This is a genomic window from Haladaptatus sp. CMSO5, from assembly GCF_036689885.1.
Classification (GTDB): Archaea; Halobacteriota; Halobacteria; order Halobacteriales; family Halococcaceae; genus QDMS2.
Genome location: NZ_JBAHVW010000001.1, coordinates 1,204,169 through 1,219,451 on the forward strand (window position 1 = coordinate 1,204,169; position 15,283 = coordinate 1,219,451).

Annotated in this window: 17 protein-coding genes; 5 read left to right on the plus strand and 12 right to left on the minus strand. The window is 62.8% G+C overall.

Features of this window, described 5'->3' with window-relative positions:
• The first annotated feature begins 22 nt into the window (after positions 1-22).
• Together V5N12_RS06345 and V5N12_RS06350 are read left to right on the plus strand one after the other, a co-directional pair.
• Positions 23-181 (plus strand): DUF7559 family protein, encoded by a 159-nt coding sequence (locus V5N12_RS06345; protein WP_332898311.1) that lies wholly within the window; start codon positions 23-25, stop codon positions 179-181.
• On the plus strand, positions 178-645 hold the full coding sequence (locus V5N12_RS06350) for an Hsp20/alpha crystallin family protein (protein ID WP_332898312.1): 468 nt from the start codon (positions 178-180) through the stop codon (positions 643-645). Before V5N12_RS06345 ends, V5N12_RS06350 begins: the two co-directional genes overlap by 4 nt.
• Here V5N12_RS06350 and V5N12_RS06355 read toward each other — a convergent pair whose 3' ends face one another.
• Both V5N12_RS06355 and V5N12_RS06360 read right to left on the minus strand, forming a co-directional pair.
• Positions 646-1,758, minus strand: a complete 1,113-nt coding sequence (locus V5N12_RS06355) for an NAD(P)/FAD-dependent oxidoreductase (RefSeq protein ID WP_332898313.1) — start codon at positions 1,756-1,758, stop codon at positions 646-648.
• Between the two features lie 31 nt (positions 1,759-1,789).
• On the minus strand, positions 1,790-2,572 hold the full coding sequence (locus tag V5N12_RS06360; RefSeq protein ID WP_332898314.1) for a DUF7388 family protein: 783 nt from the start codon (positions 2,570-2,572) through the stop codon (positions 1,790-1,792).
• Positions 2,573-2,772: 200 nt separating this feature from the next.
• Here V5N12_RS06360 and V5N12_RS06365 point away from each other — a divergent pair, with 200 nt between their 5' ends.
• Positions 2,773-3,582, plus strand: coding sequence for an alpha/beta fold hydrolase (locus V5N12_RS06365; RefSeq protein ID WP_332898315.1), 810 nt, complete (start codon positions 2,773-2,775; stop codon positions 3,580-3,582).
• A gap of 4 nt (positions 3,583-3,586) precedes the next feature.
• On the opposite strand, the gene V5N12_RS06370 is transcribed toward V5N12_RS06365, so the two are convergent.
• Genes V5N12_RS06370 through V5N12_RS06380 form a run of 3 tightly spaced genes read right to left on the minus strand, consistent with a single transcriptional unit; the run spans position 3,587 to position 5,800 of the window.
• Positions 3,587-4,186 carry an NUDIX hydrolase gene (locus V5N12_RS06370; protein WP_332898316.1) on the minus strand — a complete coding sequence of 200 codons (600 nt, stop codon included), beginning with the start codon at positions 4,184-4,186 and terminating at the stop codon, positions 3,587-3,589.
• 25 nt (positions 4,187-4,211) lie between these two features.
• Positions 4,212-4,673 carry a DUF7109 family protein gene (locus V5N12_RS06375; RefSeq protein ID WP_332898317.1) on the minus strand — a complete coding sequence of 154 codons (462 nt, stop codon included), beginning with the start codon at positions 4,671-4,673 and terminating at the stop codon, positions 4,212-4,214.
• A gap of 26 nt (positions 4,674-4,699) precedes the next feature.
• Complete coding sequence (locus tag V5N12_RS06380) at positions 4,700-5,800, minus strand: glycosyl transferase family 2 (protein WP_332898318.1); 1,101 nt, start codon at positions 5,798-5,800, stop codon at positions 4,700-4,702.
• A gap of 98 nt (positions 5,801-5,898) precedes the next feature.
• On the opposite strand from V5N12_RS06380, the gene V5N12_RS06385 reads away from it, so the two are divergent.
• Complete coding sequence (locus V5N12_RS06385; RefSeq protein WP_332898319.1) at positions 5,899-6,282, plus strand: hypothetical protein; 384 nt, start codon at positions 5,899-5,901, stop codon at positions 6,280-6,282.
• Positions 6,283-6,304: 22 nt separating this feature from the next.
• Here the strand turns inward: V5N12_RS06385 and V5N12_RS06390 are convergent, their stop codons facing one another.
• A complete protein-coding gene (locus V5N12_RS06390; protein ID WP_332898320.1) occupies positions 6,305-7,483 on the minus strand; it encodes an MFS transporter in 1,179 nt (392 codons plus the stop codon).
• Positions 7,484-7,564: 81 nt separating this feature from the next.
• On the opposite strand from V5N12_RS06390, the gene V5N12_RS06395 reads away from it, so the two are divergent.
• Positions 7,565-7,735: an HVO_0758 family zinc finger protein gene (locus V5N12_RS06395; RefSeq protein ID WP_332898321.1), complete on the plus strand. Its 171-nt coding sequence runs from the start codon at positions 7,565-7,567 to the stop codon at positions 7,733-7,735.
• On the opposite strand, the gene V5N12_RS06400 is transcribed toward V5N12_RS06395, so the two are convergent.
• The 6 genes from V5N12_RS06400 to V5N12_RS06425 form a co-directional block, all read right to left on the minus strand.
• A complete protein-coding gene (locus tag V5N12_RS06400) occupies positions 7,736-8,824 on the minus strand; it encodes an aldo/keto reductase (protein ID WP_332898322.1) in 1,089 nt (362 codons plus the stop codon).
• Between the two features lie 36 nt (positions 8,825-8,860).
• On the minus strand, positions 8,861-10,036 hold the full coding sequence (locus V5N12_RS06405) for a DHH family phosphoesterase (protein WP_332898323.1): 1,176 nt from the start codon (positions 10,034-10,036) through the stop codon (positions 8,861-8,863).
• 73 nt (positions 10,037-10,109) lie between these two features.
• The gene (locus V5N12_RS06410) at positions 10,110-11,003 is read right to left on the minus strand and encodes an SDR family oxidoreductase (RefSeq protein ID WP_332898324.1); all 894 of its coding nucleotides are present in this window, start codon (positions 11,001-11,003) and stop codon (positions 10,110-10,112) included.
• Positions 11,003-11,491: a DUF5791 family protein gene (locus V5N12_RS06415; protein ID WP_332898325.1), complete on the minus strand. Its 489-nt coding sequence runs from the start codon at positions 11,489-11,491 to the stop codon at positions 11,003-11,005. The genes V5N12_RS06410 and V5N12_RS06415 overlap by 1 nt, the downstream gene beginning before the upstream one ends.
• Complete coding sequence (locus tag V5N12_RS06420; protein ID WP_332898326.1) at positions 11,466-14,474, minus strand: DUF7286 family protein; 3,009 nt, start codon at positions 14,472-14,474, stop codon at positions 11,466-11,468. The genes V5N12_RS06415 and V5N12_RS06420 overlap by 26 nt, the downstream gene beginning before the upstream one ends.
• Positions 14,474-15,280, minus strand: a complete 807-nt coding sequence (locus V5N12_RS06425; protein ID WP_332898327.1) for a DUF7284 family protein — start codon at positions 15,278-15,280, stop codon at positions 14,474-14,476. The genes V5N12_RS06420 and V5N12_RS06425 overlap by 1 nt, the downstream gene beginning before the upstream one ends.
• Between the last annotated feature and the right edge of the window lie 3 nt (positions 15,281-15,283).

A 15,283-nucleotide genomic window follows, 5' to 3' on the forward strand; every position in this document is an offset into this window, starting at 1 on the left:
CGTGGATACACTATCCACCCCCATGCCCAAGACCGTCGAAGTAGCCTGTACCAACGACGCCTGCGAACTCGACATGTTCGAGCTGCACTACACCTACGACATGCCAGAGAGCGTCACCGTCGCGGACTTCATCTGTCCGTACTGCGGAGACGGCGATTCGCTGGAGGAAATCACCGTATGATAAAGGAACTTGGCAAATCCATCGGCAACGTCATCGTCGAGAACGTCGGCCGCGCCTCTTCGCGCGTCCAAGAGCGAAAGCCGCTTCCCGTAGACCTCCTCGAAAGCGACGAGGCCTATCTCGCCGTCTTTGACGCGCCCGGCGCGACCCAGAGCGACATCCAAGTACGCTTTGCAGAGAACGCCATCCACGTCCGCGTAGACCGCTTCCGTGACTTCCACGACGGCTACGAGATGCGGTTTCCCGGCCGCGGCCTCTCGCTCGACGGCAGCGTCACCCTCCCACCAGAGGCCGAGGTAAACACCGACGAAGCGACCGCGACGCTCACGAAAAGCGGCACGCTCGAAGTTCGCGTGCCGAAAGAACGCGAGACGAACGTCGAAGTCGGAACAGACGAGACGGTCGAAATCGAAGCCACGCAGGGCGAGATGGACGACGAACCTCTCGACGCCGACGAAGAATAATCAGCTCAATCCTTCGACGATTTCGAACTCCTCGTCGCCGCGGAATCGCCGTGGGTCGAATTCCTGTATTCCTTCTCCGCCGAGCACGTGCTCTGCGAGCCGTTCTCCGATTGCTGGCGCGCGCATGAAGCCATGGCCTTGGAACCCACAGGCGACGTACAGCCCGTCTCGAAGTTCGCCAACCAGTGGGTCGCAATCCGGTGTCGCGCCGCACATCCCCGCCCACGCACGGGAGACGGTTGGCTCGAACGTAACCCGATTTTCGACCCGGGAGCGATTTGTCTCGACAAAGCTGTCGTCGGCGTCTTTCGGGTAATCGTCAGGGTCGCTCTCGAACAACTCTGTTCCATCACCAACCAGCAGACCGCCCTTTCGCGGTCGGAAGTAGAACCCTTCTGTCGCGTCGTAGGTCATCGGAATCCCGTCGCTCGCCTGCGTCTGCTCGGTCGTGAGCGCCTGCACGCGATAGGGTTTCATCGGAAGCTGGATTCCACTCTCCGCGAGTACCTGCTTTGTCTGGACCCCGGTTGCGAGCACCACGGCGTCGAACTCGTGAGTCGCCGCGGGTGTCAGAATCGTTCCCGATTCCCTCAACCGAACCGGCGTGTCCTCTTCGATGCGAACACCAGCCTCTCGCGCTTTCGCCCCCATCGCCCGAACGTACGTCGCTGGCTCGGTGTAGCCCGCGTCGTCACATCGTGCGGCAACACCAATACCAGCCGTTTCGAGCGCGGGGAACGCAGTACGGAGGGCGTCGGGAGAGACCACCGAAACGTCCGCACCGACCGCGTTCATCTGCGCGACCTGTTTGCGCACGCCGTCACACCGTTCTGTATCATCTTCGTGAGCGAACCAGACGTAGGGACACCCGGTAAACTCGAAGTCGTCGCGGCTCTCAGAGAGCGCACGAAATCGGTCGAGTGAGCGACGGCCGTTTTCGGCGTCCACGGCGTGGGGAAACGCCGAGTAGCAGACGCCCGCGGCCCGGCCGCTCGACCCACTCGCCAGCTCGTCGCGTTCGAACAGCGTTACGTCCGCACCGTCGCGGGCGAGGTCGTGGGCGGCGGTCACGCCAACGGCTCCGCCACCGACGACGGCGACGTGCAGTGTCATACCGGAAAAACGAGCGAGGGGGACTTAGTTTTCAGCGGAGGAACTCGTCTAAGCCACGGGCGGGATAGCCAACGACCGTATCCACGCCAACTGCGCGCAGGGCGTCGATTTGCTCGCGAACGCGTCGGGGCGTCCCGACGAGCGCGTAGTCTCTGCTCGCGGCGAGAAGCACCTTCCGTGCACGCCCGGTTGCCGACGAATCCGTGGCCGCGCCGTCGGGGAGCGCCCGCGCGACGGGGCGTCTGCGGGACGCATAGGCTCCGACCGCGTCGAGAATCGCGTCCTCGTCGTCGGTGAGAACCGTAGGCGCGTAGACGGCAAGTTCGCCGTCATAGCCCGCCGCTCTGAGCGCGCGGGTATCCCGGCGCGTCGTCCGCGAGAGAAGGTCGAACTGCGTCCCGCCGGTGGCGAGCGCGATTCGTTCGATACCCTCCGTACCGACCCACGAGTCGGGCGCGGCAGCGAGTGCGGCGGACAACCGAGGCGCAATGGGTCGTTTACGCTCGGCGTCGGTGAGATACGCAGAATGCCCGGCGACGAGCACCTGTTTGATGCCCTCAGGTAACTCGTCGTAGCGCGAATCGTCGCCGAGGGGGTCAAAGCCGTCTGCCCGAACGGGTGTCGTCAGCCTGACTTCCTTGGTCTCGGTGAGCGTGGCAAGCACCTCGGCATCGGGGAGGTGTTCTGCCCCCTCGTAGTCGATTGTGATGACATCCACTGCCAGAGTTGCTGCTCGGCCCACGTCACACTCTGCGGGCTTGAGCGCAACTGCGTCCAGCCCGGTCTCAGAGAGACGCGTCTCGCCAGTTAGCATTGGACACCTCGCATGGAAAATACACTATCGCCAGTCCGGAACTCGATCCATCGTCTGTGCGACCATACCTCTTCTATCGCCGTTCCCGGCAAAAGGCTATCGCTCGTGGCGAAATTATCGATTGCATGCTTGGAACGCTCTCGAAACGCTGAGAAAAAGAGACGTTCGTTGCCGGCGTTTTCTCAGGTAGGTGTGGACGTATGGACACAGTTACCTCAGCAGACGGAACCACGATTGCCTTCGAAAAAATGGGACAAGGGCCGCCACTTGTCCTCGTCCACGGGACGACCGCAGACCACACGCGGTGGGAACCAATCCGCCCTGCCCTTGAAGAACAGTTCACGGTCTATGCGATAGACCGTCGTGGTCGCGGCGAAAGCGGTGATTCTCCTGAGTACGCGCTCGAACGCGAATTTGAGGACGTTGTCGCCGTCATCGATTCGATTAGCGAACCCGTGGTGTTGCTCGGGCACTCCTACGGCGCGCTCTGCTCGCTCGAAGCGGCACTGCGTACTGACAACCTCAGAAAACTCATCCTGTACGAACCGCCGTTCTTGCGGGAGCCGGGCGAACTCACCCCGACAGCGACGCTCGCAGAACTCCACGCACTTGTCGAAAACGAAGAAAACGAACAGGCACTCGTGCAGTTCTTTACTGACGTTGCCGGAATGTCACTCGACGAAGTGGACGTGCTTCGCGCCGCACCCAACTGGCCAGCACGCGTCAGTGCGGCCCACACTGTGGTCAGAGAGGAAGCCGCACCGGGTGCGTACGTGTTTGACGCCGACCGACTGGCAACGCTCGAAACACCGACGCTCCTGCTGACTGGAAGTGAGAGCGCGCCATTCCTCAAAGAGGCGACTGCCGCGCTCGCCGAGGTGCTCCCGAACTGTCGTGTCGTCACCTTCGAAGGCCACGGCCACGTCGCAATAAATTCGGCGACAGACCGCTTCGTAGCGGAGGTGCTCGCCTTCGCTGGTGAGTCTGAGTCACTTCCGCAGACGCCGTGAAAAGTCAGGACGGAAGGTCAGCATCTGGATCAACCACCCGATCAACTTCTGGCGGCATCTCCCAGTCGGTCGCAACTTCGAGGAAATTCACGAGGATGCGGCCGGTCGCGCCCCAGACGGTGTAGCCATCGACGTGGAAAAAGTGCAGGCGGATGTCGCCGTAGTGTGGGTGCATGCGGCGCTCTGATTCGTAGTTGTCGAGGTTCGTGAGATCAGACAGTTTGAGCACGACGATTTCTGCGACCTCGCGCTCGTCGGGCGTGTACGTCGCGTCTGGAACCGTGGCGACGAACGGGCGGACAGCGTAACTCGTGATTGTCCGAATATCGTCGAGTTGGCCAACGATGTCCGCAGTTGTAGGATCTAAGCCAATCTCTTCGTTCGCCTCTCTGAGCGCGGTTGCGGCGAGGTCATCGTCTGCGGGTTCGCGCCCGCCGCCGGGAAACGACATCTGACCGGGGTGCTCGCCAAGGTGGTCTGCGCGCTTCGTAAACAGCAGATACGGTTCGTCGTCGCGGGTGAGGATGGGGACGAGCACACCCGCTTCTCGCTCCTCGTCCGTGACTGCCGTGGGCGAGTAGCGAGCCACCCGGTCGAGATTCATAGTCGAAGTCATGCGATGGAGCGGCTTAATTCGCCCGGGCCGCGTCGAGCAGGTCGCGTTCGTCGCCCAATTCGACCGGTCCCCACGCCTCTAAGTCGTAGCTCACGTCGAGGAGGTGGTGGATGCGCTCGTCATCGCCATCGTCCACCGCGGCGGCGGCGTCCTTGCGAAACTGGGCTTCGAGCGGCGTGATAATCGCCTCGCGGTCTACCTCGCGCTTCTCGACCGAGAGGATGTGCGGGAGGTCTTCGCCGCCCTCGGGGAGTTCGGGAAACGCGACGGGGCCGGGCGTGAGATAGGTCGTGCCCTCGCGCTCGAACTCGACCAGAAAATATCGCTCTATGGCCGCGTCGATTTCCTCGACTGGAACGTCGCCTTCCTCGCCGTTTCGGTAGGCGAGTTCCGAGAGTGCGGTGGTGAGTTCCTCGCGCGTGAGCGCAGAAAAGAGTGAAACTACCCCCGCGAGTTCGTCGTGAGTCAACTCCATTGTCTGCACATATTGGCCACCCGTGCTTAATCTTCATCCCTCGCGTGTGCGAGGTCAGCTTGTGCTGCCTCCCACACCTCGTCGGGTGAGAGCGGACTCTCGTCCCACGACGGCAGGCGCGTATCCTCCCTGAGTGGGTCGATGGCATCGGCGTACACGGCTACCTGCTCGCGTTCTGCCTCGCGGTCGTAGTTGAGGCCGTTGAACGCGGCGTCTGCGGCGTACTGGCGGATGAACTCGTAGGCCACTTCTTCGTAGCGACTCGGCAGACTCTCGTAGGCGGGCGTCACGTCGTGGTCTGCGAGCACCTGCAAGAGCGCCTGCCCGACGCCGTGGCTCATCTCAGAGAGACCGGTCGGCCCGGACACCGCGCGGTGGTCGTGTTCGTGTCTACCCAAATCGACCTGCGCGGAGCCGGTGAAGCCAACCGCGCCGAAGGCGTCACCGAGCGTCGAGAGTTCGAGTCCCCACTGACGCTGGGGTCGGAGGTGGCGCGCGAGCTTCGAGGTGACCGCGAACTCTCCGGCGAGTGGATAGCGAAACGCCGCCAGATAGTCAAGAACGGGCGCGTCGTGTTCGTCTGCGAGCGCCCGGATGAGTGGCGCGACGAACAGCCGGGCCAGCCGCCCGTAGAGCTGGTTGTTCTCGACGCGCGCGTAGTAACCCTTCGTGAACTCAAACTCGCCTGCGAGCGGCGAGAGCAGGCGTGGGACGTGCGCCCGCGAGTAGGTTTTCGCGTCGGCGTCGTGGACGACGACGAACTCCTCGCTCGCCGCGAGGCCGAGCGCGAGCCACACGTCTCTGCCCTTTCCCATCGCCCCCGAGACGCCAGCGTCCGCGAGGAGCGCTTTCAGTTCTGGGCCGTTACACCAGACTAGGTCTACGTCGAGCTCGAAGGCGTCGAACCAGTCTCGAAAGTCTTCGACGTGGTCTGCGCTGGCGCGAAGGGGGACGACCACGCGGGCCGGGGATACGGCTTCGAGCGTTGAGAGCACGCCCTCTGGGGCCAGTCCGGCGTACTCGCGTTCGGTCATCGGCACGACGACGGCGGCCCGGTCGGTCGGGGCGTCGGGGACGTGCCCAGTGAGGTCGTGGAGCGTCGTGACGCGCTCTTGGACGTACTCCATTGGTGGTTGATAGGTTCCGGGTCGCAAAAAGCGGCGCTATCTCTGTGCACGAGTAAACTCGTCACAAAATTTAGGTGTGTAAACTCGCATTCAGACACATGAAGCGGTCCCAGCAGGTGGCGATACTCGGAATCGTGTCGCTTCTCGTATTGCTCGTGGTTTTCTTAGGTGGATTCTGGGGTGCCTCGGTGGAACATAAGGTGGTCATCGACAATCACGACGACTCGGCTCACGCTGTTAGCGTCCAGATTGCAAAGAATGGCGAGCTGGTTCGTTCCCGAGAAACGGTTGAGCCGGGGGCGACGTGGAACGTGACAACGCTCTCTGCCAAGGGTGACTACGAAATAACAGTCACCGTAGCTGACGAACGAATGGCGAGAGAGACGTTCTCGCTCCCGTTAGAAACGGATGGAACCTCGTATTCGTCCTTCACAATCCAAGAGAATGGCAGCATTGAGTCATCGACGTACTGGCAGGACTAACTGCGAAGCAGGTTGGCCCGGTTTAGTTTTGAACCTCGCCGCGTCGTGGAATCCGCCCCGTCCGGTTAAGCACGAAAAGGAACACCATGAAGCCGACGAGGCCGAGCGCGAACAACTGGTAGACGCGCGAGTAGCTGTACCCCATGTCGGTGAGGCTGCCAACGACGTACGAACCCGTCGATTGCAACGGCATCATCGTCCCGCTGAACACGGCGTAGGCGCTCCCTTTGTGTTTGTCCGGCAGCGAGGTGAGCATGTAGGTGTCCACGGTGGGGAAGATGCTGTGGATGAAGAATCCGAGAACCACGCTCACGGCGATGAGCGGGACGAGCCCGGAAGTGAGCGTGAGCGCCACGAGACTCACAGAGAACGCGCCGATGATGGCGAACAGGAGTCGGACGGTATCGAAGCGGTCTGCGAAGCGGCCGCCGACGAAGAAGGCGGGGACGCCCGCGGCGAACACGACCGACAGCATGGTTCTCGACGTTTCGGGAGTCAGGCCTTTTGCGGTCAGATAGGACGGATACCAGTTGAACAGCCCGTTCCAGACGAACGAGGTCGCGCCGATGAAGGCGATGCCAGCGAGGATAACTGGCCACTGGTGGCGAACCGCGGCGAGCAGGTCGCGGTCTGACGCTCCGCTGTCCGGGATGTCCGTCCGACGCGCAACGAGATAGAGCACACCGGTCGCGAGCAGCGCGACGACGGCGACGAGTTGGAACACCGCCCGCCACGTATCGAGGAACAAGACGGCGGTCACCAGTAGGGGCGCGAGAACCGCCGCAAGCTGACTCGACATGCCGTGAATCCCGATTGCCCGCCCGAGGCGCTGTGGATACAGCTCGCTCACGAGTGGGTTTGCGGCCATGAAGTACGCCCCGCTCGCAAGCCCCATCGAGAACGAGCCGACCATCAGCATCTGGACGGAGGTGGCGAGTGAGGTGAACAGCGAGGCAACGGTCAAGATGAGTCCCGTGAGGAGGATGACTCGATGACGGCGGACCCGTGTGAGGAGGTAGCCCGTTGGAATCCGGGGGACGGCACTGCCCATCCACGCGAGGGTGGCCACCAGCCCCATCGTCGTCCGTGTCGTGTTGAAATCGACGATGAGTGGCTCTAAGAGGGGGGCAAACAGCACTCGCCCCAAGTTGACGAGAAACACCATCGCACAAAGCGACCCGAAGAGCTGGCGGCGTGACACACTTGGATTTTCGCGAGCGCCCCCTCAAAGGTTGCGAACTGACCCCGGTATTTTTCCCCGATGGCTTCGTAGGCCGGTGGTATGGAATCCACCCGCAAGGGCCTTCGGTCGGGCGCAATCACCAAAGACACCTACGAACGACTCACCTGCGCGGAGTGTAAAAAAACGCTCAAAACCCGAAACGACCCGGACGAAATCGGCTCGATTCGAGCGTGTCCGGACTGCGGAACCGAGTGGCGAGAACTGCGCTAATCACTCGAAAATCGCGTCGAACGCCCGGGCACCCATCGCGTCTCCCTCACCGGCTTTCAAATTCTCTTCGACGTGGGCGGGCGAGGACATCCCGACGAGCGAGCACGTCACACCCGGCGCGCTTCTCGCAAAGTTGAGCGCGCGCTGGGCCGTCGTCTCACCGGGCAGTTGGGCGGCCACCGCCTCGGGGAGGTCCGTCGCCAGTTTCCCTTGCAACAGACTCGCACTCGTGAACACATTGAGGCCAGCTTCGCGCGCGAACCAGAGCGCGCTCTGGGAACCGTCCGGGCCGTCGTGGCTTTCTTCAGTGAACGCATCCGCCATCCGAACGTTGAACGGCAGTTGAATCGCGCGAAAGTGCGTCGCGGTATTGCCCGCCGCACGCGCGGCTTTCCGTGCTCGGGAAACGACTTCGACAATCGAAAGATAATGCTCATGTTCTTTCGGCACGCGGAAGGCGTCCCACGTCGCCACGCCGTAGTGGTTGATGTCGCCCGCCGCCGCGCGTTCTTCGAGCCGGGTGAACGTGGCTTCGAGTTGGTCGTACACGCCCTCGGGTGAGCGCACGTCGAGTTGCGTCTCGGGGTTGTGGACGTAGTAGAGGTCGATGGTATCGAGGTCGAGATTCGAGAGCGAGCGGTCGAGTTGGTCGTCGATATAGTCGGGTGCAATACAGTGGCTACCGTGAGCCAACCCGTCGCGGGAAACTAGCCCAGAATCGACGTACTCGGACTTGATGTACGCACCCGGACTTTCGGGTCGGTCGTCGTCGAACGGCACGAACCCGCCCTTGGTTGAAAGCAGGATTTCGTCGCGTTCGACATCGGCGGCTTCGAGCGCCTCCCCGACCACTCTCTCCGAGCGTTGATTCCGATAGTTGATGGCGGTGTCGACGACGTTACAGCCCGACTGGAGCGCGGTGACGATGGCATCGTAGTACGCCTCGTCCACCGCGTCGGTTGGCTCGCCAAGGTAGGTGCCAACGCCGATGCTCGTGACCGTCTGGTCGCCAAAGCGCCGAAAGTACGCGCGGCCGAACCGCTCGAAGTAGCGGTTACGGTAGCGCCACGTGCCGTCCTGTGTGGCCATACAGTGCCTTACGGCGCGAGGAATAAAAGCGGGGAGTTAGAGTTCGCCCGCCATCCCGTCGAACAGGCGGTCTACGAGTTCCGAGCGGTTGAGGCCTTTTCGCGGCCCGATGCCCTCCATGTGCTCGAGCGAGAGTTGGCCGCCACCCATTCGCGCGTGGCCGCCCGCACTCGACATCGGGATGTTGTCGACGACTTCTTGGAGGGTTTTGCCCATGTGGACGCGGTCGTCGCGCGAGCGCCCCGAGAGGTGAATCGTCCCGTTTTGCGAACCGAGGACGACGACGGCGGTCACGCCTTCGAGGCGCACGAGTTCGTCTGCGGCTTGGGGAATCGCATCGACGATTTCCACATCGCCCACGTCGCTCACGGCGAACGGCGGGTTCACGTCGCACTTCGTAATCGCACGGGCCTTGATTTTGAGCACCTCACCTTCGACCTGCGGATTGGCGATGCGGTCGAGGGCATCCTCGTCGACGCCTGCAAAGAGGTAGCTACACGCCCGAAACTCCGCTGCAGAACAGCCTTTCGTCAGGTGTTTTGTGTCCGATTGAATACCGTACAGTAACCCCGTCGCCAGTTCGCGGGGAAGCGGCGTTTCGACCGTCTCATCCTCCCGATGTGGCTCGTAGCCCAACTGGTCTATGTACTCTGCGAGAATCGTCGCACACGCCCCGTAGTCGGTTCGACAGTCGGTAAACTGCGTTCCCGTGCCCGTTCCGGGATGGTGGTCGATGACCGCAAACGGAGTGATTCCCGACGCGCCGTCGAACCCGCGTGCGACGTTGTGGTCTACGAGGACGACGTTCTTCGAGGCGAGTTCGCTCGCGTTGTCGATGTTCTGGAGTTCGAGGTCGAGCACCGTCTCGAACGCCCGATTTTCCTGGTGGCGAATCTTCCCCGGATACTGCAACGTCGCGTTTGTATCCACACTGTCGGCGAGAAAGGCAACCGCGGCCGCACAGGCCATCGCGTCCGGGTCGGGGTTCGGGTGCATCAACACCGACACCTCGTCGTACTTCTGTAGCTGCTTTACAAAGCGTGCACCTTTGGGTCGTCGAAGCCGAGGTGGGCCGTTTCTGAACACCACCACGAGAATGAGGAGTACCACAAGCGCAACCACGACGAGGACGAGCGGATTTTGCTCGACAAAGGCCGAAGCAGTATCGGTCAACTGACCGAAATCTCCTCCTACGACGGCCTGTTTCGACATATCAATTCGCTCTACGCCGATTGGTAAGTATGTTACCCTCAATCACGAAACCCAACCGAAAATCGTTGACATATTACGCGCCTGCGTCTCGGTACGCGTCGATCGCCCCTCGGTAGCCCTCGCGGTAGGTCGGATACGCAAGCTCGTAGCCGAGCGAGCGCAGGCACTCATTCGAACACCGTTTGCTCGTCAGAATTCGGCGTTTTGCGGCCGCAGAAAGCGTCTCGTCTGCAAGCCGCTCGGCTTTCGTCTGTTTTGGCGGTTCTGGGACGCCACACGCCGTGGCGAGCCAGTCGGCAAACTCCCACTTCGGGGCGGGTTCGTCGTCTGCGACCAGTACCACCTCGCCGCGTGCGCAGTCGGTTTCGAGGAAATAGCGAAGCGCACCGGCCGCATCGTCTCGGTGCACCATGTTGAGATAGCCCTCCGTGACCGGCCCCGTGAGGTAGCGGTCGAGGCGGTATCTGTTCGGGCCGTACAGTCCCGCAAAGCGTGCGACGGTGCCGTCGATGCCGACTGTGTCGGTCGCAGAAAGCGCCACATCCTCGGCTTCTGCGAGGACGCGCGTCTTCTCGGTGGTCGGGTCGATTTCTGTCTGCTCGTCCACCCACGCGCCGTCGTGGTCGCCGTACACGCCCGTACTGGAGGTATACAGGAGGCGGTCGGGGACGGTTTCGCGCTCGCCAAAGTGTTCGAGTGCGCCGTGGAGTCCGTCCACGAAGATTCGACGGGCGGCGTCCGGGCCACGGCCACCGGAACTCGCCGCAAAGACGAGCGCATCGACGTCTGGAACCGCCGCCAGTGAGTCGGGTTCGGTCAGATCTGCCCGCACTGCGTCGAAGCCAGCAGCCTCGATGGCGGCCAATCCCGCATCAGACCGGCGGACACCGACGACTTCGTGGTCGGTCGAAAGCTGGCGGCCGAGTTCGAGGCCGACGTAGCCACAGCCGAGAATTGCGACGCGCATCAGCGTTTGCGGCTCTCGATGAACTGATGGAGCGACGCGAATTCGGTGAGCGTCATCGGCGCACGCCCTTCGATTTTCTGCTGGATGTCGCGGGCGTCGAGGTGGTTGTTCAGCCCCGATTCGATGGCTTCGACGTCGAGAATCGCCATCGTCATCCCCATCAGCAGGTGGTCGCGGACTTCGACCAGAATGGTGCGTTTGTCAGGGAGGTCCTCGTCACAGGCGAGAATCGAGGCAGCGTCTTCGAGCGTCAGCGCTGGGGAGTCGCCGCCTGCGAGTTCTTCGATGATTTCTACGTCCACGTCGCTCTTGGTTGCGACCGTTTCGATGCCCACCGCGGAAATCGTTTCGCGCAACTCCGTCTCGTAGAGGGCGCGAAGCTCGGTGGGCGACAGGTCGCCCGCTTCGTCGCTCACGTCGTACAACATGCTCCCCGGTATGCCCTCCGGGTACAAGTGGTTGTCACTTGTCGTGCGACTGCGTGCCATCTCTCCAGCCTGCAGAGCGTTCGTCTGCGTTCCCGTCGATGTCGCCAACGCCCGTCCCGCCGGGTGGCACGACCACCGCGACTGCGGTTTCAACCGAAAACGACACGCGCGGTGCGCGCCCGAACCGTTCTTTTTCCCCGTCGCCATCTACATCGAGCGTCGCGGCTTGTCCGGCGCGCGTGTAAGAAATTCCACCCTGTCCGGTTGGCACACCGACTGTGAACCGGGCGTACTCACCCCTCACGTTCGCCGTCCACAGATTCGTCGTCGCGTACCAGTAGCCGGGCACTGGTGCGACGGGCAGGCCAGACGGGAGGCGCGCAAACGACCGGTCTAACCGCTTTTCGAACACGGCTTTGCTCGTCTGTTTGGTGGCGTTCGCGACGACCTCACGGGCGCTTTTTCGAACCACTTTCCGAGTAATCTGAAGCGTCTCGTTCACCGTCCGTTCCGGTGGCTGTGCCTCTGTTTCGCGGAGTGCCGTCATGATAGCGACGTTCAGATGTACGGCGAGTCGCTCACGGCTCACATCAGAATGGGCGTGCGCCGCCCGCCTCGCAATCGCCTCGCTCGCACTGCCGTTGCTGTACGCAAGCGCGGTTTCACTGGGGGTGTCCCACCGGTCGAGCGACGCCGCGACGAGTTGCTCGCGTTCGGTGTCGCTTTCGCCCACACCGTTCGCTGCGAGCGTCTCTACGGCGCTCGCTTCGACGTGGTCGGTGCTCTCGCGTATCGAAATCCGCAACGCAGTGCGAGCAGTCACGAACGAGTCGTTTGCTGCCGTTTCTGGGACGTTCGACGCCGCCCGTAACACTGCACCAGCGGGTGCAAGTCGGACGCGACGGCTGTTGGTTTCGAGACCTGCCGTGACCGTGTCGGCTGCGTCGCCGTAGGGAATCGTGAACAAATTTTGATTCCTCGCACGCAGCGGATGGGTTGGCTTCTCGACGGCTGGAACCGTCTCGCGGGTCACTTCAGACAGCGTCAGATACGCCGGTGCGCCATCTACCGAGAAGGTGACTGGCCCCGTAAGGGTCCCCTCAATCGGGCGCATGTCTCCCTGTTTCACCGCGCTCTGGGCGTCGAGAATCGCGCCGACGTTGTCCATCGACTTCGCAACGGTGTCCGCGAGAACCGAATCCAACCCCGCTTTCGTCGTCTCGGTCTCTTTCGCCCGTGATTCGAGGTTCGCGATCACCGCATCGAGATAGGCGGCGCGCGCGGCAACGCGGGCTTTCGCGGCCACACTCGGGTAGGTCTCTGGTGCGTCGAGCAGTTGTTCTCGTTCCGCTTTGACACGGCTTGCGAGCCGGTTTGCTGGATTCGTCTGGAAGGTGCCGACGCGCTGGCGCGAGACGTTCACCGAGAGCTGTTTGACCGCCTGATGCAGCGAAAAGAGGTCTGCGCGCACGTACTCGCGGAACCCGACCGGTTTTGCGCCGTGGATGTGAACTGGTTCCGTACCGAGCGTGCCCGAGACGGCCTTGCGAGCAACTGAATTTTCCCCGCCAGCCTCGTCGATGAGTCGCGCGCGTGCTTTGCCGACCACGCCTGCCAGATTCGGGTCCTGAAGGTGGCCCGTCCCTGCCCGGTGGACGGTGCGAATCCGGCGGTCTGGTGCGTTCGAACTCTGCGCGTGTGTGCCCACGACCGCCACCGTGACGACGTACGTTTCGCTCCCGCGCTCGACCGTTTTCGTCGTTCGATTGCCGTTCGCCCACGTCCGGGTGACGCGCGTCGTCTCGGTCACTTCGCGGTGGAACTGGTCGAGCGCGTGCCAGCCAGCGAGGCCTGAGACCGCCGACTGAGACGCTGGCTCGACTGCTATGTCGGTTCGCACTCGCTCGTCGAGAAGCGTCCAATTTGCGCCGGGTGGCGTTGGGTCTGCGACGGGCGTGTCGTCGACCTGAGAGACGTGGGTCTGGAGTTTTGCGTCGGCGCTGTACACCGTAGCAATCGCGTCGTCCATCGCCCCGTTTTCCGCAGTGACCGAGAGGAACGCCCGGTCTGCGGCGAGTCCCGGCGAAATCGTCGTGGTCACGTTCTGCCGGCCCGCGAAGCCACCAGCTTCGGGTTCTGCGTGGACGTTTGGTGCGATTGGCTTCAACACGTAGCCCACCCAGTTCTCTGCGCCCGTCCCGGTCACCGCGAGGAGGTCTTTGAGGCCAAGTCCGAGGGTTGCGCGCTTGTGGGCGCGAACCCCCGCTCTATCGTGGTTCCCGAACACGAGACGTTGTTCTTCGAGCAAGGCTCCGTTCGTCAGCACCTCGATGTGGCGGTTGGCGAGGACGTTTTGGATGGGTGCACCCCCATACTGGGCGTACCCGCGCGCCCAGACCGCGCCGTACAGTTTGGCGGTCACGCGGCGGGACAGGCCGGGATCAAGCGGGCCGCGGTCCAGCCGTCGTTCGTATCGCCTCACGCGCTCGTGGAGTGCGAGAACAGGCGTCGAAACCACCAGCTCGATGGCCGCATCGCGCTGTTCGACCACGCGAGCCCCGCGAATGGCGCGAATCGACACGTTTTCGACGCGAACGCGGAGCGCGGTTGCATTCGCGCCAACCGCCTCGATGTGTACGCGCTGTTTCGCCCGGCGCAGGTCGGATGGCGACCTCACCGCCGAAAGCGACGCAGTGGTCTTGACGCCCCCCGCACGCGATTCGACGGTGCGAAGGTCACGCTGAAGCTGGAGATAAATCTGGATTCGAACCCAGTCTCGGAAGGGCGAAGAGTCGTTGAGTACTTCGCCCCATTTCGTGTCTGCAGGTGCAAGCACCGGCGTGGCTGCTGCGCGCCGACTCGCGGTTTTGACGCCGTGTCGGGTGACCGTCTGCAGGCTCGCAGTCACATCGTCCATCGTTCGCTCGATTGCGGGGGTCGTGGGCTGAGTTGATTGCGAATAGAGGCCTGCAGAGAGCGTCGCACTGCTGACAAGCAGTACCACTCCAACGAGCGCGAACGGCACACGTGCACGGTCGTCCATCATGCAGCCCACACCGTGACGGTCAGTCGTACCGTGCTCACAGAGACGGCTTCTGCGGCCGCGTGTGGTGTCTCGAACGAGTCACGAAGGTCTGCTTCGAGCTGTGCTTTGAGTGTCTCTCTGAGAACGCGGCGTACGGCGTCGCTATCACCCGATTCGAGGGCGTCTTCGATGTTCACGCCGAGAGCCGACGCAAGCCTCTGGGCGCGGCGTCGGGTCGCCTTCGCGGCCGGGTCAGTTCGCCGCGGTTCGAGCTGTGACTCTGGTGTGACGGAGCCTTGTACAATCGTCTCTGCAATGACCGTCGCAACGCCTGCATAGCCATCGCGAGCGGCGGCATCGAGGGCCGTCGTTCTCGCTTGGGGAAGCTCGCTCGGAACAGCGAGTGTCGCTGTGCGTGCTTGCGTCCCCTCTGGGGGGCGGTTCCCAGCAGAGAAACAGCCCGTCAGTGGCGCACCCGGATAGGGCTGCCACTTCGCGGTCACGGCGACCTGTGCGTTTGGTCTGCGTGTCGCATTCTCTACGGCGGTTTCAGTCGCTTGCGTGGGGGCGGGGTCACCACGTCCGCCCGGTCCGGTGAGATTGGCGACGGTTGCGTCTGCCACCAACGCGGCGTAGGTGCCGCGGTGGTGCGTCGTTTCGCCTGCTGTGCGGGGTACGAGTACGTCCGTCGTGCTCGTGGCGAGCGCCTGTGCTTCTGCCTCCGCATCGGGTGGCTGGCCGTCGGTGGCCGGCGGTACCATAAACGCGACGACAGCACCTGAAAGGAGGAGGAGAAACAGGCACACGTCCACCACGGTACTCATTGC

Bases quoted from the DNA above. Each gene is read 5' to 3' on its own strand.
- V5N12_RS06345 (WP_332898311.1), top strand. From the start codon at position 23: ATGCCCAAGACCGTCGAAGTAGCCTGTACCAACGACGCCTGCGAACTC.
- V5N12_RS06350 (WP_332898312.1), top strand. From the start codon at position 178: ATGATAAAGGAACTTGGCAAATCCATCGGCAACGTCATCGTCGAGAAC.
- V5N12_RS06355 (WP_332898313.1), bottom strand. From the start codon at position 1,758: ATGACACTGCACGTCGCCGTCGTCGGTGGCGGAGCCGTTGGCGTGACC.
- V5N12_RS06360 (WP_332898314.1), bottom strand. From the start codon at position 2,572: ATGCTAACTGGCGAGACGCGTCTCTCTGAGACCGGGCTGGACGCAGTT.
- V5N12_RS06365 (WP_332898315.1), top strand. From the start codon at position 2,773: ATGGACACAGTTACCTCAGCAGACGGAACCACGATTGCCTTCGAAAAA.
- V5N12_RS06370 (WP_332898316.1), bottom strand. From the start codon at position 4,186: ATGAATCTCGACCGGGTGGCTCGCTACTCGCCCACGGCAGTCACGGAC.
- V5N12_RS06375 (WP_332898317.1), bottom strand. From the start codon at position 4,673: ATGGAGTTGACTCACGACGAACTCGCGGGGGTAGTTTCACTCTTTTCT.
- V5N12_RS06380 (WP_332898318.1), bottom strand. From the start codon at position 5,800: ATGGAGTACGTCCAAGAGCGCGTCACGACGCTCCACGACCTCACTGGG.
- V5N12_RS06385 (WP_332898319.1), top strand. From the start codon at position 5,899: ATGAAGCGGTCCCAGCAGGTGGCGATACTCGGAATCGTGTCGCTTCTC.
- V5N12_RS06395 (WP_332898321.1), top strand. From the start codon at position 7,565: ATGGAATCCACCCGCAAGGGCCTTCGGTCGGGCGCAATCACCAAAGAC.
- V5N12_RS06400 (WP_332898322.1), bottom strand. From the start codon at position 8,824: ATGGCCACACAGGACGGCACGTGGCGCTACCGTAACCGCTACTTCGAG.
- V5N12_RS06405 (WP_332898323.1), bottom strand. From the start codon at position 10,036: ATGTCGAAACAGGCCGTCGTAGGAGGAGATTTCGGTCAGTTGACCGAT.
- V5N12_RS06410 (WP_332898324.1), bottom strand. From the start codon at position 11,003: ATGCGCGTCGCAATTCTCGGCTGTGGCTACGTCGGCCTCGAACTCGGC.
- V5N12_RS06415 (WP_332898325.1), bottom strand. From the start codon at position 11,491: ATGGCACGCAGTCGCACGACAAGTGACAACCACTTGTACCCGGAGGGC.
- V5N12_RS06420 (WP_332898326.1), bottom strand. From the start codon at position 14,474: ATGGACGACCGTGCACGTGTGCCGTTCGCGCTCGTTGGAGTGGTACTG.
- V5N12_RS06425 (WP_332898327.1), bottom strand. From the start codon at position 15,280: ATGAGTACCGTGGTGGACGTGTGCCTGTTTCTCCTCCTCCTTTCAGGT.